This window comes from Streptomyces sp. NPDC005281, assembly GCF_040607495.1.
Lineage (GTDB): Bacteria > Actinomycetota > Actinomycetes > Streptomycetales > Streptomycetaceae > Streptomyces.
This window is the reverse complement of the sequence record NZ_JBEXGX010000002.1, coordinates 111,066-129,237: the sequence shown is the minus strand read 5'-3', so window position 1 is coordinate 129,237 and position 18,172 is coordinate 111,066. Positions and strand designations below refer to the sequence as shown.

The 18,172-nt window shown below is 69.7% G+C and carries 13 protein-coding genes; 7 read left to right on the top strand and 6 right to left on the bottom strand.

The window, feature by feature from the left end:
• Positions 1-141 precede the first annotated feature (141 nt).
• The 6 genes from ABZV42_RS03280 to ABZV42_RS03255 all read left to right on the top strand — a co-directional run bounded on the left by ABZV42_RS03280 (position 142) and on the right by ABZV42_RS03255 (position 7,477).
• A complete protein-coding gene (locus ABZV42_RS03280) occupies positions 142-315 on the top strand; it encodes a hypothetical protein (RefSeq protein WP_355982516.1) in 174 nt (57 codons plus the stop codon).
• Between the two features lie 134 nt (positions 316-449).
• Positions 450-1,445: an alkaline phosphatase family protein gene (locus tag ABZV42_RS03275; protein ID WP_355982518.1), complete on the top strand. Its 996-nt coding sequence runs from the start codon at positions 450-452 to the stop codon at positions 1,443-1,445.
• A 33-nt stretch (positions 1,446-1,478) separates the two neighbouring features.
• Complete coding sequence (locus ABZV42_RS03270) at positions 1,479-2,699, top strand: hypothetical protein (RefSeq protein WP_356050752.1); 1,221 nt, start codon at positions 1,479-1,481, stop codon at positions 2,697-2,699.
• On the top strand, positions 2,696-4,579 hold the full coding sequence (locus ABZV42_RS03265; RefSeq protein WP_356050751.1) for an aminotransferase class I/II-fold pyridoxal phosphate-dependent enzyme: 1,884 nt from the start codon (positions 2,696-2,698) through the stop codon (positions 4,577-4,579). The genes ABZV42_RS03270 and ABZV42_RS03265 overlap by 4 nt, the downstream gene beginning before the upstream one ends.
• A complete protein-coding gene (locus ABZV42_RS03260; RefSeq protein ID WP_356050750.1) occupies positions 4,569-6,428 on the top strand; it encodes a DUF4910 domain-containing protein in 1,860 nt (619 codons plus the stop codon). The genes ABZV42_RS03265 and ABZV42_RS03260 overlap by 11 nt, the downstream gene beginning before the upstream one ends.
• Positions 6,425-7,477: a GNAT family N-acetyltransferase gene (locus tag ABZV42_RS03255; RefSeq protein WP_356050749.1), complete on the top strand. Its 1,053-nt coding sequence runs from the start codon at positions 6,425-6,427 to the stop codon at positions 7,475-7,477. Before ABZV42_RS03260 ends, ABZV42_RS03255 begins: the two co-directional genes overlap by 4 nt.
• Positions 7,478-7,515: 38 nt before the next feature.
• Here the strand turns inward: ABZV42_RS03255 and ABZV42_RS03250 are convergent, their stop codons facing one another.
• From ABZV42_RS03250 to ABZV42_RS03225, 6 genes are all read right to left on the bottom strand, one after another.
• Positions 7,516-8,115: a GPP34 family phosphoprotein gene (locus ABZV42_RS03250; RefSeq protein ID WP_356050748.1), complete on the bottom strand. Its 600-nt coding sequence runs from the start codon at positions 8,113-8,115 to the stop codon at positions 7,516-7,518.
• 163 nt (positions 8,116-8,278) lie between these two features.
• Positions 8,279-8,701: a hypothetical protein gene (locus ABZV42_RS03245; protein WP_355982530.1), complete on the bottom strand. Its 423-nt coding sequence runs from the start codon at positions 8,699-8,701 to the stop codon at positions 8,279-8,281.
• 431 nt (positions 8,702-9,132) lie between these two features.
• Positions 9,133-10,797, bottom strand: a complete 1,665-nt coding sequence (locus ABZV42_RS03240; protein WP_356050747.1) for an FAD-dependent oxidoreductase — start codon at positions 10,795-10,797, stop codon at positions 9,133-9,135.
• 69 nt (positions 10,798-10,866) lie between these two features.
• Complete coding sequence (locus ABZV42_RS03235) at positions 10,867-11,484, bottom strand: VOC family protein (protein ID WP_356050746.1); 618 nt, start codon at positions 11,482-11,484, stop codon at positions 10,867-10,869.
• Positions 11,485-11,605: 121 nt separating this feature from the next.
• On the bottom strand, positions 11,606-12,154 hold the full coding sequence (locus ABZV42_RS03230; protein WP_356050745.1) for a hypothetical protein: 549 nt from the start codon (positions 12,152-12,154) through the stop codon (positions 11,606-11,608).
• A 464-nt stretch (positions 12,155-12,618) separates the two neighbouring features.
• The gene (locus ABZV42_RS03225; protein ID WP_356050744.1) at positions 12,619-13,245 is read right to left on the bottom strand and encodes an HD domain-containing protein; all 627 of its coding nucleotides are present in this window, start codon (positions 13,243-13,245) and stop codon (positions 12,619-12,621) included.
• 487 nt (positions 13,246-13,732) lie between these two features.
• On the opposite strand from ABZV42_RS03225, the gene ABZV42_RS03220 reads away from it, so the two are divergent.
• Positions 13,733-18,007 (top strand): discoidin domain-containing protein, encoded by a 4,275-nt coding sequence (locus tag ABZV42_RS03220; RefSeq protein WP_356050743.1) that lies wholly within the window; start codon positions 13,733-13,735, stop codon positions 18,005-18,007.
• Positions 18,008-18,172: the final 165 nt, after the last annotated feature.

Below are 18,172 nucleotides of genomic sequence, written 5' to 3'. Positions count from 1 at the left end.
AATGCAGGAAACAAAAGCCGAGTTGACGGCAAATTTACGGCTCGGCGTTGACACACGAGCTCGCCATGTGCTGACCTGTGCATGCAAATTGGCAAGTTGTTTGGCACGTTTCTCTGGCACCGTTCCCGGCAGGAGGAATCCATGCGAACAGCTCCACTTCCCACCGCGAAAACCCCCACCGAGGTCGCGCGGACGTCGACCCCGGCGCCCGTGATGCTGCTGCCCCGCCTGGTCGAGCGCATGATCACGGACCGGCAGGCCGCGCACATCGTCAAGTTCCGCACCACCTGCACCGACTGCGTGCCGAACTTCTGAGCACGGCGTCGCGCGTCGGCGGACAGTCGACAGCGTCCGCCGACCTGCGCCAGGTCACCGAGGTCGTCGCGGGAAACCTGCGCGCCGCCTCCCGGGGACTCTGCGTCCTGGCGGTCGACGGCCTGTCGCTCGAAGTGGCCGAGTCCGCGTTTTCCCACGCGCACATCCGGCCACTGCGCTCCACCTTCCCGAGCACGTCCACGACAGCCTGGCTCACCGCGGTCACCGGCACGGATGCCGGCGTCCACGGCGCCGTCGGCATGGTCCACCGGGCCCCCGGAGCGGACCACGTCACCCACCTCGTCACCGGGGAGACGTACGCCTTCGGCCCGCTCCGAACGCCAGGGAACGCACTGCTGCACACGGGACCGACCCTCTTCGACCGCGCGGTCGAGTCGGGCCGCCCCGCCCTCGTGATCGGCGCGGAACTGGAACGGCTGACCGGCGCCTGGGTGGAGGCGCTGCTGCACGGCGCCCGGATCGTGCCGTCACCGGCCGCCACCGCGACCCTCAGCACCGATCCGGTGAGCGTGGCCGAGCGGACCGTGCGCGAGATCGGCGCCGTACTCGGGCGCGACCACGACACTCCGCCCCTGGTGTGGGCGTACGTCAACCTCGACGATCACATCCACCGCTCCGGGTACGACGCCCGGCTGCGCGAGGCGCTGCTGCTGCTCGACACGGCGGCTGCCCGATGGGCCGACGCCGGCTGGAACGTCCTCGCCCACGCCGACCACGGCCAGGTCGAAGCGACCCCGGACGAGGCCCTCGCCGAAGCGTGGGCGCGCCTCGACTCGCCCGCCCACTGCCGCATGCCCGGCGGCGGCGCCGGCCGCGTCCGCTGGCTCCACCCGCTGCCCGGCCGCGAGGAGAGCGTGGCCGCCCTCCTGGGCGACACGCTCGGAGACCACGCTCTCGTCCTCACCCCGGACGAACTGCATGCACGGGGCCTGCTGCCCGCGACACCCGTCGTCCGCGAACGCATCGGGGAGGTGGTCGCGCTGGCCACCTCCCCGCGCTTCCCCGTGCCCGACCCCACCGCCGCCTGGGAGCACGGATCCGTCTCCGACGGCGAGACGCTCGTACCCCTGGCCGCCTGGAACGCCACGCCCGACCCCGCCCTGTCCTGATCCCCGGAACCTCACGACACGATAGGAGAACCCGTGAGCACGGTCGTGTTCCGCAACAAGACCGGTGGTTCGGAGACCCTGCACGCGACACCGGGACAACCTCTCCTGGACGTGCTGCGCCTCCACGGAATCCCGGCGAACGCCGTGCTCGCCCATCGTGACGGGGAGGTGATCCCCGAGGCGACGGCCGTCGTCGGAACCGACGACGTCATCGAGGTGCGCCAGGTGCGCCACTACGACCTCGACGTGCTGCGCCGCCCCAAGGAGCACGTCTACGCCGCGCCGGACCCCGTGTACACCAAGTCCGTTCTCTTCGACCACGGCGGCACCCTGGAGCGGCGGACCGAGCAGTTCACCGCCGAGACCTTCGTGACGTACGTGGAGGAGACGTTCGTCCAGAGCATCGCCGCCGGCGCCACCATGCGGGCCGGGGACCGGGTGGTCATCGGGCTCTCCGGCGGCCGTGACAGCGTCGCCTATCTCAAGCTCCTCGAACGCACCCGCGGCCGATGGCCCGAGGTCGACATGACGGCCGTGACCATCACCGGACTGCCCGACTGGGACGAGCCAGCCACCTTCCGTACCGCCCTGGACGCCTGCGCCGGACTCGGCGTGGACCACGTGATCGTCACCGCCGACGAGGTGGCCGAACTGTTCAAGCTGCGCGAGCCGTTCGTCGACGTCATGAACAAGGTCGTCGCCGGTGAGCACCGGAACATGAACATGGTCATCGGCCACCAGGTACTGCGCCGCATGCTGGAGCAGGAGGCCGAGCGCAGGGGTGCCCCGGTCGTCGCCTTCGGCTTCAACGCCGACGACCTGGTGGCCAGCATGGTCACCTGGTTCACCACCGGCTACCGGATGGGCGGCATCCCGGTACGCGAACTCGGCGCCCTGCGCTACGTGTTCCCGCTCTACCGCATCACCAAGAAGGAACTCACGCTCTACCTGGAGCTCGTCGCACCCGGCCTCAACCGGCAAGGCGCACCTGGCCGGTTCACCACCGGCTCCGGCGAACGCTCCCTCGCCTACGCCGTCGCCGACCACCTCTACGACCTGTGGCCGGGCATCGACTACTACCTCTTCAACGCCTTCGAGAACGTCCAGCGCACGCTGCTGCCCCTGGTCGACGACCTGTGCCGCGTCTGCGGCGGACGCTATGTGCTCCAGGAGGGTGTGGCCAACCCCGCGGGCCTGTGCGACGTGTGCGGATTCCTGCACCGGCAGGAGGCGTTGCGGGCGGACGCCCTGTGAGCGATGCCTGCGGCCCGGACGGTCCTCCCTGGTATCTCACCTTCTTCGGGGAGGACTTCTGGGCCGTCGCCGACCACGAGTACACGGCCGAACGCACCGCGGCGGAGGCCGGCTACCTCGCCGCCGTCCTCGACGCCTCGGCCCCCGGCCGCCGCGTCCTCGACCTGGGCTGCGGCACCGGCCGTCACGCCGTCTCGCTGGCCGCCCGGGGGTTCAGCGTCACCGGGGTCGACGCCGGCGCGTGGGCACTGGAGCGCGCCCAGGTCGAAGCCGTCGCGGCGGGCGTCCGGGTCGACTGGCTGCACCTCGACCTGCTGCGCGAACTGCTCTGGCCTGTCGGTGAGTTCGATGCCGTGGTCTGTGTCCAGTCGTTCGGCTGGGGGAGCGACGACCAGCAACTGCGGCTGCTCCAGGAGGCCCGCCGTGTGCTCGTCCCGGGCGGACTGCTGGTCCTCGACCACTCCAATGTGCTGGCCATCGCCGGCGACTACGTACCGGAAGCGACGTTCGAGACCGAGGGACTGCGCGCCGACTTCCGCCGTACTTACCGGATGGCCTCCGGCCGCAGCACCGGCGAGATCGAGGTGCGACGAGGCGATGCGGAGCCCGTGGTCATCCACGACGACGTCCGGATGTATCAGCCGGCCGAGGTGAGCGGCCTGCTGACACGCGCCGGCTTCGCCGTCGAGCGGGTCGACGCGGACTTCGCCGTCGGCCGCGAGCCCGCGCCGACGACGCGCTACGTCCAGTTCCTCGCCCGGAACCGGGGGAGCGGGACTGCGGCGATCACCGCGTGGGACCGTGCGGGGGAGACCCGTTCCCCCGCCCTGGATCTGCGCTGGTCTCCGGACGAGATCGACTTCGTACGGCCGTCGGTCGATGTTGCCTTCAGGAGCGCGTACGACGACGGCGGCCTGGCCGAACTCGCGCGCGCCTACTCCCTGTCCGACCCCTACGCCGCGGACCTGGCCGCACCCGTGCTGTCCGCGCACTTCGGACTGGAACTCGCGCCCGACATGGTGACCGCCGGGGCAGGTGCCACCGGTCTGCTGCACGCGTGCGCGGCCCTGGCCGTGCCCGGACCGGTGCTGCATGTGACCGGCGGCCACCCGGACCTGCCCCGCTGGGCCGCCCGCCTCGGCGCCGAGACGATCACCACCCGGTTCGAGGACCTCGCCGCCGATCTCGACCGGCACACCCCCTCGGTCCTCGTCCTGGACCGGCCCACGATCACCGGAGACCTCTTCGGAAGGAAGCGGCTGGAGGAGATCACCGAAGCCGCCCGAGCATGCGGCACGACCGTCGTCCTCGACGAGGCCTACGCCGTCTACGCCGGGCCGGGCGCGAGCTGCGTGCCCGCGGTGGCCGAGCACCCCAACCTGATCGTGCTGCGCAGCATGTCGAAGGGGTACTGCTGCGGCGGCCTCCGGGCCGGATTTGCCTTCGCGGCAACCGAGTTGACGCGCCGACTGCGGGAGATCGCGCCGCCACTCGGCGTCGGAGGCGCGGGCCTCGCCGTCGCCCTCCGCCTGCTCGAGCAGGGCGACATCTTCGCCGCACTGCGGGCCAGGATCGCCGAGGTGAAGCCGGTCGTGGCCTGGACGCTGCGGCGGACCGGCCTCAAGGTCACCGAGGGCGCCGACTGTCTGCCGTGGGTGACAGTGGAGGGGGAGCGGGCCGCGAGCGCGATGTGGGAGAAGCGCGGGGTGCGGGTCAAGGAGATCGGCGCCTCGGGGGCCGTGGTCGGGGCCTTCGGCGGGGGGCCGGGAGTGGGGCCCGACAGCCCCGGCCGGGGCCATGGCCCGCTGTGCAAGGTCGCCGTACCTCTCTCCGAAGTCCGTCTGAACGCCTTCCGTGAGGCGTTCGCCGATGCCGGGTAGTCTCACCGGCCTCGTCGCCGGCATCCAGCACGACATCGACGCCGACGAGGCCATGCGCTGGGTCGCCCGGCTCACCGAGTGGGACCGCTACCAGGGGTCGGCGGGCATCGCGGCCGCGGCCGACTTCGTGGCGGGCGAGGCCGAACGCGCCGGGCTGGCCGGTGTGGAGATCCTGAACTTCCCCGCGGACGGCCGCACTTCGTGGTGGACCTTCACCGCACCTGCCTCGTGGACCCCGCGTTTCGCGCACCTGTCGGTTCCCGGCCGCACGGCGCTGGTCGACTATCCCGCCCAGCCGTACACCCTCGCCGCTCACTCGGCCGCCGCGAACGGCGAGGCACCCCTCGTGCGGGCGCGCGACGACGGATGGCCGCCGGGCGCGGTGGTCCTGGTTCCGTCGGCGGCTGGACTCGACGGGAAGCTGTTCGACCGCATGCGGGAGGAACGGGCGAGCGGCTTCTGCGTGACGACCGGCTCCGAGCGGAACGACGGGGCGGCTGCCCGTGTCGAACTCCCCAGCCACAGCTCGCTGTTCGCGTTCAGTGTGGTCTCCGGTCAGATGGACGCACTGCACCGTGCCCACCGCCGGGGCGAACGGGTCCGTGTGGTCGTCGATGTCGACACCGCTCCCGCCCGGATGCCGGTGGTCGTGGCCCGAACGCCGGGGGGACCCGCCATCGCGTCGCCGGGGTCGTCGCCCGATGCCTGCCTGATCACTGCGCATCTCTGCCACCCCGCGCCCGGCGCCAACGACAACGCCTCCGGAGTCGCGGCCGCCCTCGCCGCCGGGCGGGTCCTGGCGGCCCGCGAACTGCTCCGCCCCGTCCGGTTCCTGTGGGCGCCCGAGTTCGTGGGACTGGCCGCCTACGTCCACCGGCTGGTGGAGGAGGGCGGGGGACCGCTGCCCATGATGGCGATCGATCTCGACATGGTGGGCCAGGACCAGCGGCGCTGCGGAGGCCCGCTGATCGTCGAACGCAGCCCGGAGTACCTCCCGCACTTCGCCAACGCCCTGGTCGAGTCCTGTGTGCGTGCCCTGCCGGCCGCCGCCCGCTCCTACAGCGGAGCCGTCGGCTGCGACGTATGGGCCTGGCGTTCGACCCCGTTCGTCGGCGCGTCCGATCACGCGGTCCTGGCCGACCGGGCGATCGGCTGTCCCGCCGTCCAACTGGGCCACTGGCCCGACCGGTTCAATCATTCAGGCGCCGACACGCTGGACAAGGTGGACCCGCAGGAACTGCGCAGATCCGCCACGATCGCCGCCTCCGCCGCGGCCGTCGTCGCGACCGCCGGTGCCCCCGAGGCCGACCGGCTCGCCCACCTCCTCACCCGCTGGACGGCGCGCCGGATGACCGCCTGCCTGCCGCCCGGCGACGACCCGTTCGCCCCGCACTTGCTGGCCCGCCGCCGGCAGTTCGGACGCGAGGCACTGGACACCCTGCGGCCGCTGGGCGCCGGCCCCGGCGTCCTCGACAGGCAGGCAGACCTCCTCACCGATCTGTACCGCACCCTGGCGAAGGCCTGGGACGACGTACCCGCGGCCTCACCCGGGGGGCCGAGCCTGCGCAGGTCATGGCCGGGCCCGTTCAATCTCCGCGCCCTGATGGGAGCCGTGGACGAGTCCGACCGGCGGTGGTTCCAGCGCCGGCTCACGGACGACCGTGGCCGGTTCTACGCCTCCGCCATGGCCCTGGCGCAGAGTATCGACGGAGTGTCCGATACGGCGGGCGTGGTCCGAACCGCCCAGCTCGACGCGGGAATCCGGTGGGAGGCGGGCTTCGGGGAGCGCGTCCTGGCCGCCATGGCGGGAGCGGGCTGGGTGAAGGAAGGGGAAGGGGAGCCGAGTTGAGCACGGCGCGCATCACGGTCGATGTCACCGACCGCATCGACGATGTCGACATCGTCCAGTGGGAGCAGGTCGCCACGGAGTCCACCGCGCCGGTCCACTACAGCCCCGCGTACCTGCGCGCCTATCACGCGAGCCCGTTGAGCCCGTTTCTCGCGGTCCGCTACATGACGGTCGCCGAAGGGGGACGCATCGCCGCTGTACTGCCGTGCTACCTCCAGAAGGAGGGCGACCCGTACGGCTTCCTGAGGGCCGTCGGTGTCGAGGAGGCCCAGGGCCCGGCCCTCCTCGGGCACAACTGGTACTGCTACGACACCCGCGTACCCGTGCGGGCGACCGGCTCCGCACAACGGGTCCGCGTCCTCGGAGCCGTACTGGACGCCCTCCGCGAGCAGGCGGCCGCCGACGGCGCCCGGACTGCGGGACTGGTCAGCGTCCCCGAGGGCGACCCGGTCCTCGACGTCGGCCGGGACAAGGGGTGGCGGGTGGCACCGATCGTCACCCGCTTCCAACTCCCCCTGCACGGCGCGACGGGAGACGCCTTCGACTCGTACGACTCCTATCTCGCGACCCTCGGCGCCCGCACCCGGCGTACGATCCGCCAATACCTGCGACGCGCGGCGGACGCGGGTGTCACGACCGCCGTCGAAGCACCCTGCCCCGACTTCCTGCGCACGGTCGGCGACCTCACCCGCCGTACGGCGGCCAAGTACGACAGCGACGGCATGTATCCGGAGAGCGCCTTCACCGACTTCGTCATGGCTCTGGGAGACAGCGCCCGAGTTGTCCGCGTGGACCGGGACGAACGGACGCTGGCCGCCGCGGTCGTCCTCCTGGACGACGAGCGCCTGCACATGTGGGCAGGCGGCACCAGCCACGCCACCGTGGACGGCTTCAGCCCCAACTACCTGCTGTGGGCCACGGAAATCCGCACGGCCATCGAATGGCGCAAGCGCTGGGTGGAGGGCGGACGCAGCAACGAGCCCATGAAGACCCGCCACGGCATGAAGCCCCTACGTCTGTACGCCTGCGTCACCCCGTCCGGGGCCTGACCGGTGGCCATGGCGGTCGGTGGTGATGCCGACCCGGCTCACGGTCCGCGCCATAGGTTGGCGAAGGCCGCGTTCTCGATGGTCCGGCGCTGGCGTACCGCCTCCAGTTCCATCACCGCGTCGTGGACGGCGGCCACCACAATCGTCACGGCCTCGTCATCGAGGCCGGTCTCATCGTCGGATCGTTCGTCGTCGATGCCCAGGACCGCGACGAGGGCGGTCAGTGCGGGTTCCTTCTCTTCCCAGCGGTCGGCCGCACGGCGGCGCGCGGGCGTATCGACCGGTTCCAGGCTTTCCGAGCCGAAGGACAACCGGCTGGTCCGCCGCGGCCTCAGCTCACCGTTCTCCTCCAGGGCGGCCTGGTACGAGGCCGAGAGGTCTCGGCCCCGTCGCCACAGCCAGTCCTCGATCCGCTCGTACGGTGCCTGCCGCGTGAGACCTGCCGCAGCCTCGCCCAGGAACCGATCGTCCAGCGGCGGCGGTCCACCTGGCACGATGCTGTCGCCGTCCACGGAGACCGCCCCCGCACCGATGAGGTCGATCAGCTCGGCTCCCGCGAGCGCGAGGGACAGGTCACCCTGCCCCACGGGATGCTTCAGGTCCAGGGCGACGATGAAGAGATCTTTCGCCGTGGTCATGAACGGCTCCCCTCGGAGACATCGACAACGGTGCGTCCCATCGACCGCATCCGGGGCGGGACAGTGGCGGGGTGACTGTCACGATCAGTATCGTCCCGGCCGCTCGGCCGAAGCCGCCTCGCGGGGCGGCGGGAGCCGACGGTCGTCCGTGACCTCCTCGCGACTACACGGTGTGCAGGGGCTCCTTGAAGGACTTGCGGAACACCGGACCGGCGAAGGGAATGATCGAGGACTTCATCTTTGTCGCGAACGAGTCGGGGTGCCGTTCCAGTCTGACGTCGACGCGGGTGCCGTCATCCGTGGGAGTCATCTGGAACTGCCAGCCCCCCGAGCCGAAGGGCACCGAGTCCCGAGTGGTGACCGTGACCCTGTTCGCCGAGGGGTCCCATTCGTAGCGTGCACGCTCCCACGACTTGTCGTTCCCCTCGGTCACCTCCGCCCAGGTGTCGCCCCGCTCGTGGACCTGGAAGTGCTCGGCATCGATGGAGGGCCACTCCTCGACGCGGGAGGGACTGAAGTTCGTCAGCACGCCCATCACCTCCTCCGGGCTCATCGAGGAGTTCACATGGAAGTGTAGGGATGGCATGACCTGCTCCCTGGTTCGAGACGACCCTTGTCCGCCGGCGGCCACCGGTGCGCACCTCGCGGGTGCCTCGGCCGCTCCGTCGACGCTGGTTCGCGGACCCGGCCCTGCTGAGGCCTCATATGGGCCCGCTGAGCAGGCTCACTGACCGGGACGCTCACCTTTCAGAATGCACCTGCGCCCAGCTCCGCGCACAGCAGAGTCCTGGTCCCGTACGCGTGTGACCGTGTCCGGGACCGGAGGCGTGGTCGCGTACCGTGTCCGGAACCGGACGTGGTGTCGCGGAGTGAATACAGTTGCGCGTCGCCGCAAGGGAACTGATGACCACGACGGGCCGCGAATCCTGCCGGAAGGCGGAAGGCGGAAGGCGGAAGGCGGAAGGCGGAAACGGGCATCGGTGCCGGACAGGGGCCGATCCGGCCCCACGTCGGCTGTCACAGGACTTCGGCCCCGTCGATTCTGCGTCGATCGAAGATGAGCCGCACCGCTGCGGAACCCTCCCCGACCGCGGTGGCGACTCGTTTCACGCTTCCACTTCGCGCGTCACCGACGCAGAACACCCCGGGCACGCTGGTTTCCAAGGGCAGCGGCATGCGATGGCCCGCCCGGAGGGCGACGTCCTGCCCGGTCAGCAGGAAGCCGTCCGGATCCATCGCCGGCCGCTCGTCGAGCCAGTCCGTGCACGGCGTAACACCGATGAACACGAAGACGGCGCTGACCGTCAGGGCGGAGCGGCGCCGGTTCGCCCGGTCCACCACATCAAGCCCTGTCACCTCGGAGTCGGCGGAAATGCCGACCACCTCCGTGTGAACCCGCACATGGACCTTCGGGTCGGCGGCGATCGCGTCGATCAAGTAGCGGGACATCGAATGATCAAGGTCGTCCCCGCGGACCACGAGGTACACCGGATCGGACGTCCGGGCCAGGAACAGTGCCGCCTGACCTGCCGAATTCGCGCCGCCGATCACTGCGACAGGTCGCCCGCGCGAGTATGCCGCCTCGACAACCGTGGCGGTGTAGTAGACGCCGTTGCTCTCCCAGGCTTCGATGCCGGGCACGGTCAGGCGCCGGTGGTTGGCACCGGTGGCGATGATGACGTCGCGAGCGCTGAATACCCGGCCGTCGTCGCAGGCAACGGTGTGGACACCGTTCTCGCTGGTGAAGGCTGCCGCGCGGGCGTTCCGGTGAAGCCGCACTCCGAACTTCGCCGCCTGGATCGTCCCTCGGGCCGCCAGTTCGGCACCGGGCAGACCAGCCGGGAATCCCAGGTAGTTCTCAATTCTCGATGATGTGGCGGCCTGGCCGCCAAAGGCGTCCGCGTCGATGAGGGAGGTCGTCAGTCCCTCGGATGCGCCGTACACCGCCGCCGCCAGACCGCCTGGGCCGCCACCGACGACGAGCAGGTCGCACATCTCTTGATCGTCGACCGCGAGCGGCGATTCCCCGAATTCCGCGGCAATGTCGGCCGGTTGAGGATTGCGCATCAATGGCCGGCCGGGGATGACGATGACGGGAAGGTCGGTCACGGGTACGCCGAGCCTACGCAAAAGCACCTCGGCCTCCGGCCGATCCTCCAGGTCCAGCCACTCCACGGCCGTCCTGCTGAGTGAGAACGAATGCAACAGGACTCGGCATCGTTCGTCGTAGCGGGAACCGACGAGTGTGATACCCGCGCCCCTTTTCAAAAGGTTCGCCCGTCGTACGAGGAACGTCCGAAGGATGAGTTCGCTCAGATCACTGTCCTGCGCGACGATCGTCCGGATCTGGTCCAGCGGCACTCTCAGCAGTCGGCCCGGGCTCTTCATGACGCCGGCGAAGCGTGCGCGCTCGCCCGTCAGCATGCCTATCTCACCCAGGAACTCCGCGTGGCCGTATGTCGCGACGAGCCGCTCTTCCGGCTGACCGAGCCGATCGATGATCTCCGCGGTCCCCTCCACAACGACAAAGAAGTCGTAGGACGGGTCACCTGCCGAGAAGAGAACCTCGCCGACGGGTGCCGGATACTCCGATCCGAGAGCCGCCAGCTTCTCGAGCTGGTCCCCGGACAGCCGCGATACCGGGGCCCGCTCCACATTTTCCCCCCGCGCAGGCTTGTCCATGGGGCGCCTTCTTCCGCCTGGGCGGGAACAACGTGGCCTTCAGGAGAGTGATGCTTCGGCGGAATGGTGTCACGTCGGCAGTTCGGTCCCGGCCCGCTCACGCACCATGTACTCCGCGTACCAGTCGGGCCAGTTCGGGTCCTCCGCACCGATGCGGGCCTCATGGACGCCGTGTGCGGCCGCGGCGCGGCGCAGTGCGCTCGCTAGGTCCTCCGCGGAGGCGAACGTCGTGGTCGCTGGGTCGAGGCGTCCCGGGAGGCGGGTGGTGATCTCCTGGAGGAGCCAGCCGTTGCCGTCCGGGTCGCTGAAGGACAGGAACGAGCCGTAGCTCGTGCGCTGCGGATCCGGCCCGGGCACCCGGGCGTCCGTTCCGGCGTGGTGGAAGACACCGCCGGCGTCGTGGAACACCTCGCTCGGCTCGGCGCCGAGCCGTTTCAGCTCCTCGTATGCGGCGTTGATGTCGTCCACGATCAGTTGCAGGCCCTCGGCCGAGCCCGGCGTCTGGGACGTGACCGAGGTGCCGAAGATGACCGACGCCGGCGAGCCCGGCGGCGTCACCTGCACCACCCGGAAGTTCGCGTCCGGGGCGATGTCCGCGTCCAGCCTCCAGCCCAATCGCGTGTAAAAGCTCTTGGCCCGGTCGACGTCGGACACCGGCACCACCACGATTTCGAGTTTCATGTCCATGACTGACATTCCTCTGCTCGTAACAAGATGCCGACATGACGAGACTCGCACGGCCGGACGCGGGCCGCGCCCGGGAATCCGGTGGACGATGACCCGGCCCACGCCGGGCCCGGTAGCCGGCTCAAGGTCTCTGGCCGACGGCGCCGATGCCGAGTCGGCTGAGCAGCCAGAAGGCGATCGCGGTGCCGGTGCCGTAGGCGACGTGCGCGCCGAAGTCCCAGGCCACGGTCTCGGCGTCGTACTCCCAGATCGGCTTGTAGAGCCCCGCGATCGGCAAGGCGACGTAGTCACCGGCGAACACCGCGGCACCGAAAGGCACGCCGTACACGGGGGAGGGTCTGGGCAGCGATCCGGCCAGGACGCCGTAGACCGCGCCGGCCGCTGATCCGTAGGCCCAGTGAGCGATGGTGCTCGTGAGCCAGGCGGAATCATCAGGAAGCCGGCGCTGGGTGAAGCCCTCGATCACCCGCTTCGCCACCTGCCCGGGATCAGGGGTCTTCTCCCAGCTCTCGACCGGTGCGAATTCCCAGGCGAGCGGGCTGTCCGTCCCGCCTGCGCGACGGTACTTCAGGTAGTGGACGGCATCCAGGCACACCGTTCCCACCGCTCCGGCCAGCAGGCCGGCCGTCACCGCCTCGAGGGGAGTCAGCGGAATCCATTGGGAGCGCATGACGCAATCTCCTCATCGCTCGGGGCCAGGAAGGAAGGTCGATGTTCTTCAGCGCCTGTACTGCGGCTGGGAGGCATTGAGCCCCCATCGAGTATCCGGTGGCCAGGACGCCCGCGCACGAGGAGAACGTCCTCGTGCGCGGGCGGTGAGGGAACTGCGAGGGGCGGGCATCGGTCGGGGCGGCCCGGCGGTACTGCGAAACGCGTTGGGCAAGCGGGCCCACTGCACGGTCGTGGCCCAGGCGGACCGACCCGGGTGCTGCCCTCCGCCCCGGCGGACAGCTCCGGCTTCCATGGGTTCAGCGGCGACGCCTGGCACGGACCACGGGCGGCCCCATCCAGGACGGGGCTCGACGCGCGTGATCGCCCCGGGCCTGTTGCCCTGCTATCAGGCCCTTGCATACGTCCATCGGAGGGAGGCCGGGCAGCGGGCGATCTCACCGGAGTCGGACAGGGCCCACCGGGTCAACCGGCCGGGTGGTCCAGCGGGTTCGCCCGGACGCGCTCGGCGAGGCCGCCCCGGACCGACACGGCCGGTGAGCTCTGCGGCTTGCGGGCGGCCTGGTCGTGGAAGCAGGCCAGGAACTCGTCCGAGAGTCCCGCGCGCGGGTACCGGGCCAGCACGTCCGCCTGGAACCCGGCGGCGAAATCGTCCAGATGCCGCCCCGAGATGTCCACGCCGGTGGCCCGCTCCAGCAGATGGCCCTCGGGATCCTCCCGCACGTCCACCGTGTCCCACATGTGCCGGACGATGACCTCCGACAGGCGCCGCCGACGCTTCGCCGGCCACCCGGCACCCGCCGCGAACACCCAGGCCACGTGCCCGCCGGCCACGTCGAAGGCGACCGTGTGACTGTCGAACTCCGCGACCAGGCCGATGTCGTGGAGCAGCGCGGACACGTACAGCAGCTCGGCGTCGTGCTCGATGCCTTGCTGCGCGGCATACGCCGAGGCCCACACATAGGACCGCACCGAGTGGTTGAGCAGCGCGGGGGAGCAGTACGCGGTGGCGACTTCGAGGGCGGCGGTGCACGCGGCCGTGTCGGGGGCGACCGGTACGGCCAGGTCTCCGTGGGGGCTGTGATCAGTCATGCGGCCGAGTATGCCTTCCCCTCCTGGCCCGGCCGCTTCCATTCCGCTGTCGGGACGGCTGCTCCTCGATGGGCCAGGTCCGCGAGGGAATGAGCGGTGGTCCATTGCGCGATCGGCTTTCGTAGCTCCGCACCATCACGCAAGAACTTGCGTTGCTTGCGTTCGCTTGCAGTGCTGCTTCGCCTGACGCGACGAGCCTCATGGATTGCTCCAAATGTCGGCCCGGTGGGGGTGCTCGGTCGGTCCCGACCGTTGAGGCGCGGGTGTTGATGGTGAAACTTGTGGCGTCCTGGCGGTAGACGTGCTCGCACTGCCCTGCAATATTGCGATGAAACAATGCAAGAAGCTGCGCACATGTCCTCTGTTGGGACGTCGTACGCGCGTGCAGCCTCTTGCCGTTCGTCATAACGCGCCACCGCTCTGCCCAGGAACGAGCCGACCCCGCCGCCCCTCCGGCGCGCGAACCTCCGCAGGGAGTGAATCCCGCATGACTCCATACCAGCCGAGATCCTGGAGACACCGCGCAGCGACCGCCGCGCTCGCCTCCATCGTCATGGTTCTGGGCCTGCCCGCCGTCGGTGCCCACGCGGCAGGCGGACCCAACGCCGCCGCGGACGCGGCCACCAAGGCCGGCAGCGCCCGCGCCGCACACGCGGCCGCCAATGTCACCGACGGCGACACCGACACCTACTGGCAGGCCGGCAAGAAGTCGGCCCAGTGGGTGCAGACCGACCTCGGGCGGACCGAGCGGGTCCGCCAGGTCGTGCTGCGGCTGCCCGAGCGCTGGCAGACCCGCAGACAGACGCTGGCCCTTCAGGGCAGTGCCGACGGAAAGAGCTTCGCCACACTCAAGTCGTCGGCGCAGTACGTCTTCGGCCCCGGCGACGGCAACACGGTGAAGGTCTCTTTCCCCGCGACCCTCGCCCGGTACGTACGGGCCGACTTCAGCGGCAACTCGGTGACCGGAACGGCCCAGCTCGCCGAGATGCAGGTCCTCACGGCCGCCGCCTCGACCCCCAACCTCGCCCAGGGGAAGCCCTTCAGCGAGAGCGGGCACGCCGACGTCTACGGCGCGGCCAACGCGGGTGACGGCAATCAGGCCACGTACTGGGAAAGCACGAACAACGCCTTCCCGCAGTGGCTCAAGGTCGACCTCGGATCATCGGTCAAGGTGAATCAGGTGACGCTGCGACTGCCCAGTGGGTGGCCGAGCCGCAGCCAGACCCTGAAGCTCCAGGGCTCCACCGACAACCAGAACTTCACCGACCTGACGGCCTCACAGGCCTACACCTTCGACAGCGGCGACAACCAGTCGGCGACCATCAGCTTCGACGCCACCACGACGCGGTACGTGCGTGCGCTGATCACCGCCAACACCGGCTGGCCCGCGGGACAGGTCTCCGAGCTCGAGGTCTACGGACCGGCCACGGGTGACACCCAGGCCCCCACGGCGCCGGCGAATCTGGCCTGCACCGAACCGGCCACCGGGCAGATCAAACTGACCTGGAACGCGGCGAGCGACGACACGGCCGTCACCGGGTACGACATCTACGCCAACGGCCAACTGCGGGCGAGCGTCGCCGGGAACGTGCTGACGTACACCGACACACAGCCCGCCGGCACCGACATCACGTACTTCGTGCGGGCCAAGGACGCCGCGGGCAACGTCTCCTCCAACAGCAACAGCGTCACCCGTCAGGGGTCGGGCGGTGACACCCAGGCCCCGACCGCGCCCGGCAACCTCGCCTACACACAGTCCGGCAGCGACGTGAAGCTCACCTGGCAGGCGTCCAGCGACAACGTCAAGGTCACCGGCTACGACGTCTACGCCGGCGGTCAGCTCGTCAAGTCCGTCGCGGGTGACGTCACGACGTACACCGACACCCCGTCGGCGACGGCCACCGTCACCTACTACGTGAAGGCGAAGGACGCCGCCGGGAACGTGTCGGTGGCGAGCAACAGCGTCACCCGCACCGGCTCGACCGGTTCGGGAACCGACCTCGCCCAGGGCAAGCCCATCGAGGCGTCCTCCTCCACCTTCACCTACGTCGCGGCCAACGCCAACGACGGTCAGATCGGCACCTATTGGGAGAGCGGGGGCGGTGCCTACCCGGCCACTCTCACCACCAAGCTGGGTGCGAACGCCGACCTCGGCCAGGTCGTCGTCAAGCTCAACCCGGACGCCGCCTGGTCGACCAGGACCCAGAACATCCAGGTGCTCGGCCGCGACCAGGACGCGACGGCCTTCACCAGTCTCGTCGCGGCGAAGGACTACACGTTCAATCCCGCCGGCGGCAACACCGTGACCATCCCGGTCTCCGGCTCCGCAGCCGACATCCAGCTCAAGTTCACGTCCAACTCGGGTGCCCCTGGCGGCCAGGTGGCCGAGTTCCAGGTGATCGGCACCCCCGCCGCCAACCCCGATCTCACGGTCACCGGCATCACCAACACCCCCGCCGCCCCGGTCGAGTCGGACGCCTTCAGCCTGACGGCGACCGTCACCAACATCGGGACCAAGGCATCCAAGGCCACGGATCTCGACTTCACCCTCGCGGGCACCAAGGCCGCCACGGCCGACGTACCGGCGCTCGCGGCCGGTGAGACGAAGACGGTCACCGCGAGCATCGGGGCCCGGGACGCGGGCAGTTACCCGGTCGGTGCCGTGGTGGACCCGTCGAACAAGGTGATCGAGCAGAACGAGGGGAACAACACCTTCACCCGCTCAGACGCCCTCGTCGTCAAGCCCGTCTCCAGCTCCGACCTCCTGGCCGCACCGGTGGCCTGGAGTCCCACCAGCGCCTCGGCGGGCGACGAGGTCAAGTTCACCGTCGCGATCAAGAACCAGGGCACACTGGCCTCCGCCTCCGGCTCCCACGGTGTCACCCTCACCGTCCAGGACACCAAGGGCGTCACGGTCAAGACGCTCAGCGGTTCCTACGACGGCGCCATCGCCGCGGGCCAGACCACCGCACCGGTCGCTCTCGGCTCCTGGACGGCCGTCAACGGCAAGTACACCGTCAAGACGGTCATCGCCGACGACAGCAACGAACTCCCCGTCAAGCGGACCAACAACACCACCACACAGGCCCTGTTCGTCGGCCGCGGCGCCGACATGCCGTACGACATGTACGAGGCCGAGGACGGCACGCTCGGCGGCGGGGCCAAGGTCGTCGGACCGAACCGGACCATCGGCGACATCGCCGGCGAGGCGAGCGGCCGCAAGGCCGTGACCCTGGGCGCGACCGGCCAGTACGTCGAATGGACCACCCGCGCCGCCACCAACACCCTGGTGACCCGTTTCTCGATCCCGGACGGCACCGACTCGACGCTCGACGTCTACGTGGACGGCCAGTTCCTCAAGGCGATCGACCTCACCTCGAAGTACGCCTGGCTCTACGGCAACGAGACCGCCCCCGGCAACTCGCCCGGCTCCGGAGCCCCGCGCCACATCTACGACGAGGCCAACGTCCAGCTCGGCAGGACGGTTCCGGCGGGTTCCAGGATCCGGCTCCAGAAGGACGCGGCCAACTCCTCCACCTACGCCATCGACTTCGTCAACACCGAGCAGGCGACGGCGAACCCGAACCCCGACCCGGCCGCCTACGCCGTCCCGGCCGGCTTCACCCATCAGGACGTGCAGAACGCGCTCGACAAGGTCCGGATGGACACGACCGGCAAGCTGGTCGGCGTCTACCTGCCCGCGGGCGACTACGAGACGTCCAGCAAGTTCCAGGTCTACGGCAAGGCCGTCAAGATCGTCGGAGCCGGTCCGTGGTTCACCCGCTTCCACGCACCCGCCTCGCAGGAGAACACCGACGTGGGCTTCCGCGCCGACTCCACCGCCAACGGCTCGACGTTCGCCGGCTTCGCCTACTTCGGCAACTACACCTCCCGGATCGACGGTCCGGGCAAGGTCTTCGACTTCGCCAACGTCTCCAACATCACCATCGACGACGTCTGGGCCGAGCACATGGTGTGCCTCTACTGGGGTGCCAACACCGACAGCATGACCATCAAGAACGCCCGCATCCGTGACACCTTCGCCGACGGCATCAACATGACGAACGGCTCCACGGACAACCACGTCGTCAACAACGACGCACGCGCCACGGGCGACGACAGCTTCGCCCTCTTCTCGGCGATCGACGCCGGCGGAGCCGACGAGAAGAACAACCTCTACGAGAACCTGACCTCGACACTCACCTGGAGGGCGGCCGGCATCGCCGTCTACGGCGGCTACAACAACACCTTCCGCAACATTCGCGTCGCCGACACGCTCGTCTACTCCGGCATCACGATCTCCTCGCTGGACTTCGGCTACCCGATGAACGGCTTCGGGACCGATCCCACGACGATCGAGAACGTGTCCCTGGACAGGACGGGCGGCCACTTCTGGGGCTCGCAGGTCTTCCCCGCCATCTGGGCGTTCTCCGCCTCGAAGGTCTTCCAGGGCATCCGCGTGAACGACGTCGACATCGACGACTCCACCTACGGAGGCGTCATGTTCCAGACCAACTACGTAGGCGGACAGCCCCAGTTCCCGGTGAAGGACACGATCTTCACCGACATCTCCATCACCAACTCCAAGAAGAGCGGAGACGCGCTCGACGCCAAGTCCGGCTTCGGCATCTGGGCCAACGAGCTGCCGGAACCCGGCCAGGGCCCCGCCGTCGGTGACGTCACCTTCCGCAACCTGCGGATGAGCGGCAACGCCCAGGACATCCGCAACACGACCAGCACCTTCAAGATCAACGTCGAGTAGACGCCGGACGGCACCGCACGGCACGGATCCGACCCGCGCCGAACGTGTCGAACGGCAAGGGGCCGCCTCCATGATCCATGGGGGCGGCCCCGTGCTGTCGCTCCGGCCAAAAGAGCCAAATGCCTTACGAGCCAGGGGAGAAAAGAAGGGAGTCTGAGGTCTCCC

What these genes read in the sequence shown, in the direction of transcription:
- ABZV42_RS03280 (WP_355982516.1), top strand. Translation starts at nt 142, where the DNA reads ATGCGAACAGCTCCACTTCCCACCGCGAAAACCCCCACCGAGGTCGCG.
- ABZV42_RS03260 (WP_356050750.1), top strand. Translation starts at nt 4,569, where the DNA reads ATGCCGGGTAGTCTCACCGGCCTCGTCGCCGGCATCCAGCACGACATC.
- ABZV42_RS03250 (WP_356050748.1), bottom strand. Translation starts at nt 8,115, where the DNA reads ATGACCACGGCGAAAGATCTCTTCATCGTCGCCCTGGACCTGAAGCAT.
- ABZV42_RS03245 (WP_355982530.1), bottom strand. Translation starts at nt 8,701, where the DNA reads ATGCCATCCCTACACTTCCATGTGAACTCCTCGATGAGCCCGGAGGAG.
- ABZV42_RS03240 (WP_356050747.1), bottom strand. Translation starts at nt 10,797, where the DNA reads ATGGACAAGCCTGCGCGGGGGGAAAATGTGGAGCGGGCCCCGGTATCG.
- ABZV42_RS03235 (WP_356050746.1), bottom strand. Translation starts at nt 11,484, where the DNA reads ATGGACATGAAACTCGAAATCGTGGTGGTGCCGGTGTCCGACGTCGAC.
- ABZV42_RS03230 (WP_356050745.1), bottom strand. Translation starts at nt 12,154, where the DNA reads ATGCGCTCCCAATGGATTCCGCTGACTCCCCTCGAGGCGGTGACGGCC.
- ABZV42_RS03225 (WP_356050744.1), bottom strand. Translation starts at nt 13,245, where the DNA reads ATGACTGATCACAGCCCCCACGGAGACCTGGCCGTACCGGTCGCCCCC.
- ABZV42_RS03220 (WP_356050743.1), top strand. Translation starts at nt 13,733, where the DNA reads ATGACTCCATACCAGCCGAGATCCTGGAGACACCGCGCAGCGACCGCC.